Below are 12833 nucleotides of genomic sequence, written 5' to 3' on the forward strand. Positions count from 1 at the left end.
AATTGTTTTGGCAAACTTATAATACCTTGTGTCTAATGTTCTATTTTTTGCAAGAGCCTATCACTTTGATTTAAGCAGATTGCTCAGGCAGTTTTAATCTGCTCAAATTTTCTTTTGTAAGTTTATTCAAATTTAATACCATATAAACGATATTTGTATAAAAAAAGCACTCGGTTCCGTGTTAAAAAATGTTAAATCAAAAAACACATCCCTGTTGCTACTTTTGCAAATCAAATATTGCATTAAAAAATGAAGCTTTCATGAAAATTAATTTCTATAAATATCAAGGCGCAGGTAACGATTTCATTTTGATAGATCATACCATGAGTCCGTTAAAAAACATCGATAACAAACAAATAGAAGAACTTTGCAACCGAAGATTCGGTATTGGTGCAGACGGGTTGATGTTTGTTACCAAGCATGAAAGCTATGATTTTGAAATGCATTATTTCAATGCTGATGGTAAATTAGGCAGCATGTGCGGCAATGGAGGAAGATGTATTGTCGCCTTTGCAAAACAGCTTGGTCTTATTGATAGAGAAACAAACTTTTTGGCAGTTGATGGGCCACATTATGCCAGAATTTCAGAAAATGGGGAGTGGGTAGATCTGCAAATGATTGATGTAGATACCATAACCAATGATGGAAATGCTTACGTTTTAAACACAGGTTCGCCGCATTATGTTAGCTTTCAGAATGATTTAAAAAACTTCGATGTTTTTAGTGCAGGGAAAAATATCCGTTATAATGAAACCTACAGTGCAAAAGGAATTAATGTAAATTTTGTGGAAGATAAAGGCGACCACTTATTTGTAAGAACTTACGAACGTGGCGTTGAAGACGAAACTTATGCTTGCGGAACTGGTGTAACTGCTGTAGCAATGGCGGTTGCAAAACATAAAAATTTAACCGGACATATTAAAACCGACATAAAGGTGTTAGGTGGCGATATAAAAATTGAATTTGACTACGATGGCGCAACATTTACAAACGTATTTTTATGCGGTCCAGCTAAATTAGTTTTTGAAGGAACGGTTGATTAAGTTTCCTTTCCTCCATATTACTTAAATCATTTTCTTCATTTCGATTAAATCGGAATGGAGAAATCTTTACAGACTTGAGAAATTTCTGCTTAACTGAAAACAAGAACTTGAATGTGTGTACTTTATACACTAAGAAAAGTCTGTACTGCCTGAATTTCTAAACAATCAGTATGAATTAATATGCATTAATTCAACCCCAATTAACAGGTTTTAACATCTGTCTCAATTTATTTACACAGGCATTTTTACTGTGTAAAAAATGGCTAAATAACTAAAAAACAGCTAATTAATACTAAACAAGTCACTTTTCATTTTAAAAATAAATCAATCGATTGATTAAATGACAGAATTTGGACAGATTAATTTTTTATTAGGCTCTATTTTTGGGCACTAATCGCGAAAATCAAGGCACAGCTTTAACTACGCTATTAGTCCCGGAAATTAAAATATAAACACACAGAGAATAAATCCATGAGAAAAATAACAACTCTCGTTTTTGGTATGAGTATCGCTATGCTTTTAGCATCTTGCGGAAATAACGATGAAGCTAAAAAAGCTGCTGCCGCAGCTGCAGCTGGCCCACAAACTTACCCGGTATTTACAGTTAATGCACAATCAACCGAATTAGATTCAGATTACCCTGCAACTATTGAAGGAATCCAGAATATCGATATCCGTCCTAAAGTTGATGGTTTTATTCAGAAAATATTAGTTGATGAAGGTGCGGTGGTTAAAAAAGGTCAGTTGTTATTTACAATCATGGCCCCACAATACGAGCAAGAAGTTAGAACAGCGAAGGCAGCAATTAGTAGCGCTGAAGCTGATGTTCATGCGGCAGAACTTCAGGTTAACAAAACCAGACCTTTAGTTGAAAAAGATATCATCAGTAAATATGATTTACAAGCTGCAGAACTTACACTTCAAAGCAGAAAAGCAGCATTAGCACAAGCCAAGGCTGCACTTGCAAATGCAAAAGTTAATTTGAGTTACACATCTATCACCAGTCCTGTTGATGGAGTTGTTGGCAGTATTCCTTTCAGAAATGGAAGTTTAGTGAGTGGTACAAGTACAGAACCATTAACTACGGTTTCTAATATTTCTAAAGTTTACGCTTACTTCGCACTCAACGAAAAACAGCTTTTAGATTTTTCTAAAAAATATAAAGGCAATACGCTAGCGCAGCAAATGAAAAATATTCCTCCGGTAAGTTTAGTGCTTGCAGATGGAAATGTTTATGCTCAAGATGGTAGAATTGAATCAATCAACGGACAAATCAATACGCAAACTGGTTCGGCGAGTTTAAGGGCTACTTTCCCTAATCCAACTTCTTTACTAAAAAATGGTGCAAGTGCATCAGTTAGAATTCCACAAAAGGTAGATAACGCAATTTTAATCCCACAGAAATCTACTATCGATTTACAGGGTAAAAAGTTTGTTTATGTACTAGGCGATTCTGCTAAAACCATCAGTACAGAAATCGAGATTATGGATTTAACAAAAGGCAAGTTTTATGTGGTTACTAAGGGCTTAAAAGCGGGCGACAAAGTTGTTTTAGAGGGTTTCCAATCGTTAAAAGATGGTACCAAAATTAAACCGGAAGAAAAAAGCTCAGATTCAGTATATGCTGAAATAAAAAAATAATGTAATCAGTGCAATCACACGAATTAGTGTAATCAATATTAATTATGTTTAAGAAATTTATAGAAAGACCGGTTTTATCAACGGTTATTTCCATCATTATTGTAATACTTGGTGTATTAGGTTTGGTAACGCTACCGGTATCACAATATCCAGAAATTGCACCACCAACCGTTCAGGTTTCTACCTCTTATCAAGGTGCAAATGCCGATGTGGTAATGAACAGTGTCGTTGTTCCGCTTGAAGAACAAATTAACGGTGTTGAAGATATGACTTACATGACTTCAACAGCCAGTAACGATGGTACCGCAACCATAACCATTAACTTTAAGTTGGGTACAAACCCAGATTTGGCTGCTGTTAACGTACAAAACAGGGTTGCCAGAGCAACAAGTTTACTTCCTGCCGAGGTTACACGTTCTGGTGTAATTACAGCTAAAAGACAAGCAAGTAATGTGTTAATTTTTGCAGTTTACAGCGAAAGCGATTCATACGACCAGAAGTTTTTACAGAACTACGCTAACATTAACATCATTCCACAAATTAAACGTATTAATGGTGTGGGTGATGCAAGTGCTTTTGGAACATTGGATTATACCATGCGTATCTGGTTAAAGCCAGATGTAATGGCAACTTATGGCTTGGTTCCGAATGATGTGAATGTGGCTTTAGCCGAGCAAAATATTGAAGCAGCTCCAGGTCAGTTTGGAGAGCAGGGCGACCAGGCATTTCAATATACATTAAAATATACTGGCCGTTTAAAAGATGAAGCTGAATTCAGTAATATCATCATAAGAAGTAATGCAAACGGACAAATTCTACGTTTAAAAGATGTTGCCAGAATAGAACTTGGTGCGCAAAGTTATGCCAGTTCGGTAAGGTTTAATGGTAAACCGGCTTTAGGTATTGCCATCAATCAAACTGCAGGTTCAAATGCAAAGGAAGTTATTGAGAACTCAATTAACACCTTAAACGAAGCGCAAAAATCTTTTCCAAAAGGTATCCATTATACAACACTAGTGAACGTTAACGATTTTCTTGATGCATCAATTGAGAAAGTAATTCATACATTAATCGAAGCCTTTATCTTGGTTTTCCTTGTTGTATTTATTTTCCTTCAGGATTTTCGTTCAACTTTGATTCCGGCAATTAGTGTTCCGGTTGCGATTATTGGTACATTCTTCTTTCTGAGTTTATTTGGCTTTACCATCAATTTACTAACACTATTTGCACTCGTACTTGCAATTGGTATTGTGGTGGATGATGCAATCGTAGTTGTGGAAGCGGTACACGCTAAATTGGATGAAGGTTATACAGATGCCAAGAAGGCTACTGTTGATGCAATGGACGATATCAGTGGAGCGATTATTTCAATTACCTTGGTAATGGCGGCTGTGTTTATTCCGGTGAGTTTTATTCAGGGTTCATCAGGTGTATTTTACAAGCAATTTGGTTTAACGCTAGCAATTTCGATTATTTTATCGGCAATTAACGCTTTAACGTTAAGTCCGGCATTGTGTGCAATATTCCTTAAACCGCATAAAGACGACCATGAAAAGCCTAAAAACTTTTTACAACGTTTCTATGCTGCTTTCAATACTTCATTTGATGCCGTAACCGGAAAATATAAAAAATCAGTAAGTTTCCTTTCCAGGAAAAAATGGATAGTTGGTTTGGGTATTGCTTTCTTTACCGTTCTATTGGTTTGGACAATGAATACTACGCCAAAAGGTTTCGTTCCGAATGAGGATTTAGGTACAATCATGTCGGATATATCTTTGCCTGCCGGAACATCACAAGAAGAAACAAGTGTTATCATTGCTCAAATCGATAGTATTGTACACAAAATCCCTGAAATAAAAAGCTCTTTACGAGTTGTTGGTAGAAGTATGATTAGTGGTTCTGGTAGTTCTTATGGAATGGTAATTTCCAGATTAACCCCATGGAATGAACGTAAAAGAGATGTAAAAGCGATTATCGGAGAACTTTTTGCAAAAACTGCTTCAATAAAAGGTGCTAAAATTATATTCTTTGCGCCACCAACCATTCAAGGTTTTGGTACAAGTGGCGGTTTTGAGTTTCAGTTACAAGATAAAACCGGTGGCGATATTAAGAAGTTTAATGAAATTGGAAATTCATTTTTAGCAGCGCTTGGTAAACGACCAGAAATTCAATATGCTTCAACTTCGTTTAACCCAAATTTCCCTCAATACCAGATTACTGTAAATGTAGCTAAGGTAAAACAGGCAGGCTTAACAGTTAGTGATGTTTTAGGTGTAATGCAAGGTTATTATGGAGGTGTTTATGCATCAAACTTTAACAAATTCGGAAAGCAGTTTAGGGTAATGTTTCAGGCAGATGCCAAATACAGAGCAAACCAGGAAAGTTTAACCAGCATTTATGTTCGTAATTCATCAGGTACAATGGCACCAATTTCCGAATTTATCACACTAGATAAGGTTTACGGTCCACAAGCCATTTCACGTTTTAACTTGTTTACTTCAATATCAGTTACAGGTAATCCAAACGCTGGTTTTAGTTCTGGTGATGCACTTAAAGCGGTACAGGAAGTTGCTGCATCGCAATTGCCTGCAGGTTATGGATATGAGTTTTCAGGTTTATCCCGTGAGGAAATGAATAGCGGAAGCCAAACGATTTTTATCTTCTTGCTTTGCGTAATCTTCGTTTACTTTTTACTTGCCGCACAATACGAAAGTTATATTTTACCATTGGCAGTATTAATTTCTTTACCAATCGGTCTAGCAGGTGTATTTGTTTTCGATAAGATTTTTGGAGTTGATAATAATATCTATACACAGATTACCCTGATTATGCTTGTAGGTTTATTGGCGAAGAATGCAATTTTGATTGTAGAATATGCTGTTGATAGAAGAAGAAAAGGTATGAGCATTGTTAATGCGGCTATTGATGGCGCAACGGCTCGTTTACGCCCAATTTTAATGACTTCATTCGCATTTATTTTAGGTTTATTACCATTGATGCTTTCTTCGGGTGTTGGTGCTTCGGGTAATACTTCGATTGGTACTGGTGCTGTTGGAGGAATGCTAATTGGTACGCTTTTCGGTGTATTTGTTATTCCGGCATTGTTCATTATTTTCCAAAGTTTACAGGAGAGAATAAGTAACAAATCGCCGTTTAACGAAGGTGTAGAAAAAGAACAAACCAAAGAAGAATACGAGTTGGCTACAAGTAACAGCAAACACTAATTTTAAAAAAAAATCATGAAATTCAGATATAAATATTCGGTTTTAATCGGTTTTGCAATACTTACTTTAAGTGCCTGCGTAACCAAAAAATACGAAAGGCCGCAGGTTAAAAATGAAGGCTTATACCGAGATAACAATACAATTGACACAACTACGATTGCAGATTTGCCATGGAAAAATCTATTCTCTGATACTACTTTGCAGTCTTTAATTCAAAGAGGTATCAATGAAAACCTGGATTTAAAACAGGCTATCGAGCGTATTAAAATTTCGGAAGCAACTTTACAACAAAGCAAAGCTGCATTTTTGCCTAGTTTACAAGCAGATGCATCCGTTACAGATGCTAAACAATCGCTTTCATCTTTAAACTTTCCTCCCGGGATAAACATTAACCTGGAAACCCAGACTTATCGTGCGCAGTTAAGCACAGCTTGGGAAGCAGATATTTGGGGCAAATTAAGCAGTGCAAAACGCTCGGCTTATGCTACACTTTTACAAAGCGATGCAGCTAAAAGAGCCGTTCAAACACAACTAATTGCTACAATAGCAAATAATTATTATACTTTGCTCGCCTTAGATAAACAATTACAGATTACACAGCAAACCATCGACATTAGAACGAAAGATGTAGAAACGATGAAAAGCCTTAAAGAAGGTGCAGTTGTAAACGGTGCGGCTGTTGTACAAAGTGAAGCAAATTTATATGCAGCACAGGTTACCCTTCCAGATTTGAAAAGAAGCATTAAAGAAGCTGAAAATGCTTTAAGTGTTTTAATTGCGCAAGCGCCCGGAAGCATTAACCGTACAACTTTAGAGCAACAAGTTCCTTATACAGATTTGCAAACCGGAGTTTCTGCTCAACTTTTAAAGAACCGTCCGGATGTTATTGCAGCCGAGTTTGGTTTCAGAGCAGCATTTGAAAATACTAATCTGGCTAAAACCTATTTTTATCCTTCTTTAACATTAACGGCTTCTGGTGGTTTATCTACATTGCAGCTCAAAAACTTTTTTGATAACTCTATCTTTTACAATATTGTTGGTGGTTTAACACAGCCAATTTTTGCTAAAGGTCAAAACAGAGCACGTTTAAGAACGGCAGAAGCAACGCAACAACAAGCTTTCTACACCTTTCAGCAAACGCTTTTAACTGGCGGACAAGAAGTTTCGAATGCTTTATACGCATATCAAACAGCTACAGAAAAAGAAGAAACCAGAGCTAAACAAATAGCATCATTAACTAAAGCTGTAGATTTCACAAAAGAATTATTGCGTTACAGTTCAGCAACAAATTACACGGATGTTTTAACATCAGAACAAAGTTTACTTACAGCACAACTAAGTGGGATTAACGATAGATTACAAAAATTGCAATCTGTAGTTAACCTTTACCGTGCCTTAGGTGGTGGTTGGAAATAATCACATCTAAAATATTAATATTGTCAAGTTGAGCTTGTCGAAACGATTCTAAATTTTAGGATATCCTTCGACAAGCTCAGGATGACAGATTGAAAAACAGCTCTGAATTTCAATCTACCCTCTTCCCTATAAACATACCCAAAACTTTCCAGAATAATTTTTATTGCAAAAATGTGCCGTTCTTTTGATGTAACACCAAAATATTGTAAGTTTAAAGTTTTTTAAAGGGGATAACTTTAAAAAATTTTTATACCCATCGATGTTACGTGTAGACAGCTCAAAATCCTGCAAAATTGTGTACTCCTTATGCAAGCATGAGTATTTGGGCTATTTAATTGAACCTCATATTGTTCAGCTAAATCCACAAGGTGATTTCTCGTTTACTTATCAGCGAATTTTTACGCATACAGCTGATGAATTTAAAGCTTGTCTAGGTGATATTGATTATAAGCTAATCAAAATTTTAGATGATATCGAACAAGATTCGCTCATCAAAAAATATTATAAAAAATTAATCAGGCCAACAGAATTTTTTACAAAAATTTTCGACAGTAAATTTTACGAAACCGTTCGCCCAAAAATTGAAAAAAAACTTGCCGAAGCCTTAGAGTTGCTTAAAGTTAAAAATGAACTTTATGTAATGGATAAAGATGGTTGGCCGGTTGAACGTAAAATCGAACTTGCTACAGAACCAGGCTCAATTCTTTTCCATTTCAGAAGGAATGATACAGAAACACGATACTTTCCAACTATAAAATATCAAAACCTGCGCATAGAATTTATGTTTAAAGAAGCGCAGATTATTAGTAACAAACCAGCTTGGTTGTTATTAAATGATATTTTATACTTTTTCGATCAGGATATTGAAGGCAAAAAATTACAACCTTTTTTAAACAAGCGTTTTATTGCAATACCTAAAGCAACAGAAGCGACGTATTTTGAAAAGTTTGTTGCGCCATTAATAGAGAAACACCACGTTTATGCAGAAGGTTTCGAAATCAGGACGGAGCAGTTTGAAGCCATTCCGGTAATTAAGGTTTTATATGTTGATGGTGGAATTTCTCAAATTCAGCTTTATTTTAAATACGGCGAATATATTTTCCCACTTGAAAATGCGCATAAAGTTACCGTCCGCTTAGAAAAAGTGGGCGATAATTATATATTTCATCGCATTAAACGCTCAGCCGATTGGGAAAAAAAGCAACTTGCTTTATTGTTATCACTTGGCTTAAAGAAAACAAGTGCATTATTCAGCAATTTAGAAGTTGCGGCAGAAAATGAAAACCCAAGTTATGCAGCCATTAATTGGGTAAACGAGCATATCGAAATGCTAATGGAAGCAGGTTTTGAAATAGAGCAAGCTACCGGACAAAAACGCTTTGTTTTCGGCGCCAGCAAAATAGATTTAGAAGTTAAAGAAGGCAACGATTGGTTCGATATCAATGCTGTTGTTTGGTTCGGGAAATATCAAATTCCTTTTCTATCGCTAAAGCAACACATTCTACATAAACGCAGAGAATTTATCTTGCCCGATGGTGAAGTTGCCATTATACCAGATAAATGGTTTACGCAATACGGAAGCTTATTTAGTCTTGCCGAAGCTGGCAAAAATTTAAAGTTAAAAAAACATCACATCGGTTTAATTAACGATTTAGCCGAAGATAGTTTAGCAAATGTTACGTTAGAACGCAAGCTTCAGCGCTTATCTGATTTCGAAGATATTGCAGACACGCAAATGCCTGTTCATTTTAAAGGTAGCTTACGCGATTATCAAAAAGCAGGTTACAATTGGTTTAGTTTCTTGCGTGAATATAATTTTGGCGGCTGCCTTGCAGATGATATGGGTTTGGGTAAAACCATCCAAACATTGGCCATGCTGCAAAAGGTTAAAGAAGATGATGCGCTTATTGCAACGCAAACAACTTCGTTAATTATTATGCCTACTTCTTTAATTTACAACTGGTTAACAGAGGCAAAGAAGTTTACCCCGAAATTAAAAATACTGGCACATACAGGTACAAACAGAAATAAAGATGTTGCCAATTTCGCCAATTACGATATCGTTATCACCACTTACGGCATAACTCGGGTTGATGTAGATGATTTGAAAAACTTCTATTTCAACTACATTATTCTCGATGAAAGTCAGAACATTAAAAACCCTTCTTCAAAATCGTTTAAAGCCGTTAGAAGTTTAAAATCGAGGCATAAACTAATTTTGAGCGGTACGCCCGTAGAAAATTCAGTTGGCGATTTATGGTCGCAGTTAACTTTCTTAAACCCAGGTTTATTAGGCACACAAGCCTTTTTCTACGAAGAATACGTTCAGGCGATTGAGAAAAAGAAAGATGAAGAAAAAGCCCGAAAGCTTCAATCCATAATAAAACCTTTTGTGCTTCGCAGAACAAAAGAACAAGTTGCTGCAGAATTACCTCCAAAAACGGAGCAGATTATTTACTGCGATATGAGTGAGGATCAAGCTGCCTATTATGAAAAAACAAAATCGGCCTACCGTAACGATTTGTTGCAAAGCATGGATGATGGAACTTTCGCCCAAAAACAGGTTCAGCTTTTGCAGGGATTAACCGCTTTACGCCAGTTGGCAAACCATCCGGTTATGATTGATGGTGAATACGATTCTGATTCAGGAAAATTTGAAAATGTTATTCATACACTCGATAATGTGCTAAAGGGCGGACATAAAGTTTTGGTTTTTTCGCAGTTTGTGAAGCACCTCGATATTTTCAAAAAGCATTTCGAAAGTGAAAATATTCCTTTCGCTTATCTTGATGGGGCAACCAGAAATCGTGGCGAAATTGTTGCCGAGTTTCAGCAAAACAGCGATTTAAAGGTATTTCTAATTTCAATTAAAGCTGGTGGAGTTGGTTTAAACTTAACTCAGGCCGATTACGTTTTCATTCTCGACCCTTGGTGGAACCCAGCGGTAGAGCAACAGGCAATTGACAGAACGCACCGTATTGGTCAGGATAAAAAGGTTTTCATTTATAAGTTTATCGCAAAAGATACGGTCGAAGAAAAGATTCTTGCGCTGCAAAACCGTAAAAAATCGCTCGCCAATTCGTTAATCACCACCGAAGAAAGTTTCTTTAAATCTTTAAGCAAAGAAGATATCAGAGACATTTTAAAGTAGGATAAAAATTATTTTTTGAAGAGCAAGTTTCTGTAATCCTTATGTTGGCTTCGGTCCCGCTTTTGCTGCAAGTCCTCGCACAAAAAAATTGGTCTCCGGGCTTTTCGCGTCAATCGGGTCTATAATTTAAGCTTGCTGTTAATCGGCTGCTTTAAAGTGCAGAAACCATTGTGCCTAAGCCCGATTGTAGTGGAAATTCTTTTTAAATAGCAGTAACCTTTAATTAATTGTCACCTTCAACCGATGAAACACCTGCCTGCCGAAGGCAGGGATTCTTCGTTCCTCAGAATGACAGAACCCGTTTAAAAAGATTGGAACGAAAAGCGGGGCTGGCTGCCGCCATAAGCACTAAAATTCACTTTCAAAAAAACACAAAAAATCTTTCTCATTCAATTAAAACTCAATTGATTTTAACTTGTTATACAATAGAATTTAATTTCTACCATCATGACAAACGAAGATTTAAACACCACTATAAATAATATAAAAGAAGCCTGGAAATATCCTGAGCTTTACGAAAATGTAACCAAATCAGAACGTTGGTTATCTGGCGCCGCCGGAACTTATCTACTTTATAAAGGTTTAACAGGTTTGTTTGCGCATCCAATAATTGGCTTAACTGGTGTTGCAGTTGGCGCATCATTACTTTATAGAGGCATTACCGGCTACTGCCCAATGAGAGATTTTGCTGAACAAAAGCTTGAAGATGTTGCCCCAGACGAGGTTTTTGTTACAGAAACTTACGTTGTTGACGATTTGAAGTAATAAATTGAATACTAAATTTTCATTTCTTAATAAACTGGTTAACTTTAAGAGTTAAACCACATATATGAAAAAGTACGCACTAATGTTTATCCCTGCACTTTTTGCAGTAAATGCTATGGCTCAGGATAAAAAGATAGATCCTTCCAGAGATCCAAAAACCACAGAAGTATGGGAACCTGTTCCAAAAACGGTTGTTCCTGGCAACTTACCACAAGATGCGCCAAATGATGCAATTGTATTATTTAATGGCAGAAATTTGGATGCATGGCACTCAGTTAAAGACGCTTCAAAACCTGCCGCATGGACAATTGACGATGGATTTTTTACCGTAAAAAAAGGAACGGGAAACATTGAAACCAATAAAAAATTTACCGATTACCAGTTACACATGGAATGGAAAATTCCGGCTAATATTTCTGGCGAAGGACAAGCAAGAGGAAATAGCGGTGTATTTTTAGCTTCAACCGGTGGAGGTGATGATGGTTACGAAATCCAGATAATGGATGCTTACAACAATAAGACCTACGTTAACGGGCAAACTGGTAGTGTTTACAAGCAAGGTGTGCCTCTAGCAAACGCGAACAAAAAACCAGGCGAATGGCAGTATTACGACATTATCTGGAACGCGCCACGTTTTAATGAAGACGGAAGTTTACTAAAACCAGCAAGCGTTACTTTATTTTTAAATGGCGTTTTATTACAAAATGGTTTCGTTTTAAAAGGTGAAACGAGATACATTGGTGCACCACAATACAAAAAACACGGTCCATCTTCTATTAAATTACAAGACCACGGAGATCCTAGTCCGGCGATAAGTTTTAGAAATATTTGGGTTAGAGAATTATAAAATTTATAACCTTTAATATAAAACCTGCAAATTAACCTTGCAGGTTTTTTTTATGCTTGTGAAGCACTTCAATGTATAAATCGCGTTCAATCATTTCGGCACCAAGGCTCATTAAATGGTCGGTTGGTAACTGGCAATCAATTAAATCAATATCAGTTTTACTTAAAAAAATAAGTGCCGCTTTTGATGCATTACTAACATGACTAAACATGCTTTCGCCACAAAAAACACGGTTAATTTTTACGCCGTAAAGCCCACCAACAAGTTTATCATTTTGCCAGACTTCAATGCTGTGGGCAAAGCCGTTTTTATGTAAATTGATGTAAGCTTTTTGCATATCATCCGTTATCCAGGTTCCATCCTGCCCTATTCTTGGTGTGGTAGCGCAACTCTTTATAACTTCTTCAAAGGCCTTATCAATTGTTATGGTGAACGTTTTACTTGATAAAATTTTGCTCATGTTTTTATTAACTTTAATCTTATCAGGATAAATTACGCATCGCTGATGTGGTGAAAACCAAAGAATAGGATCGCCTTCACTAAACCATGGGAAAATTCCGTTTGAATATGCAACAAGCAATCTTTCAAGGCTTAAATCTCCACCAACAGCTAATAATCCGTCGTCTTCTGCAAGTTCCGGATTTGGAAAGGCATAATCATCATCAAGCAATTGAAAAAACATAAGGCTAAAATAACAAACAAAACAATGATTAAACCACGACGTTTTAAATAAGTCATACATTTAA

At 36.3% G+C, this 12833-nt stretch carries 8 protein-coding genes; 7 read left to right on the forward strand and 1 reads right to left on the reverse strand.

Annotated elements, in window-relative coordinates; genetic code table 11:
• Positions 1-260 precede the first annotated feature (260 nt).
• The 7 genes from dapF (at position 261) to ACO05K_RS15115 (ending at position 12087) form a co-directional block, all read left to right on the forward strand.
• A complete protein-coding gene (dapF, locus tag ACO05K_RS15085; protein ID WP_421945252.1) occupies positions 261-1043 on the forward strand; it encodes a diaminopimelate epimerase in 783 nt (260 codons plus the stop codon).
• 471 nt (positions 1044-1514) lie between these two features.
• Positions 1515-2684, forward strand: coding sequence for an efflux RND transporter periplasmic adaptor subunit (locus ACO05K_RS15090; protein WP_421945253.1), 1170 nt, complete (start codon positions 1515-1517; stop codon positions 2682-2684).
• Positions 2685-2728: 44 nt separating this feature from the next.
• Complete coding sequence (locus ACO05K_RS15095; protein ID WP_421945254.1) at positions 2729-5908, forward strand: efflux RND transporter permease subunit; 3180 nt, start codon at positions 2729-2731, stop codon at positions 5906-5908.
• A gap of 15 nt (positions 5909-5923) precedes the next feature.
• A complete protein-coding gene (locus tag ACO05K_RS15100; RefSeq protein WP_421945255.1) occupies positions 5924-7324 on the forward strand; it encodes an efflux transporter outer membrane subunit in 1401 nt (466 codons plus the stop codon).
• A 259-nt stretch (positions 7325-7583) separates the two neighbouring features.
• A complete protein-coding gene (locus tag ACO05K_RS15105; protein WP_421945256.1) occupies positions 7584-10475 on the forward strand; it encodes a DEAD/DEAH box helicase in 2892 nt (963 codons plus the stop codon).
• 447 nt (positions 10476-10922) lie between these two features.
• On the forward strand, positions 10923-11240 hold the full coding sequence (locus tag ACO05K_RS15110) for a YgaP family membrane protein (protein ID WP_421945257.1): 318 nt from the start codon (positions 10923-10925) through the stop codon (positions 11238-11240).
• 64 nt (positions 11241-11304) lie between these two features.
• A complete protein-coding gene (locus ACO05K_RS15115; RefSeq protein WP_421945258.1) occupies positions 11305-12087 on the forward strand; it encodes a 3-keto-disaccharide hydrolase in 783 nt (260 codons plus the stop codon).
• A 31-nt stretch (positions 12088-12118) separates the two neighbouring features.
• Here ACO05K_RS15115 and aat read toward each other — a convergent pair whose 3' ends face one another.
• Positions 12119-12769 carry a leucyl/phenylalanyl-tRNA--protein transferase gene (gene aat / locus ACO05K_RS15120; protein WP_421945259.1) on the reverse strand — a complete coding sequence of 217 codons (651 nt, stop codon included), beginning with the start codon at positions 12767-12769 and terminating at the stop codon, positions 12119-12121.
• Positions 12770-12833: the final 64 nt, after the last annotated feature.

Origin of the sequence: Pedobacter sp. (assembly GCF_965227205.1) — a bacterium.
GTDB lineage: Bacteria > Bacteroidota > Bacteroidia > Sphingobacteriales > Sphingobacteriaceae > Pedobacter.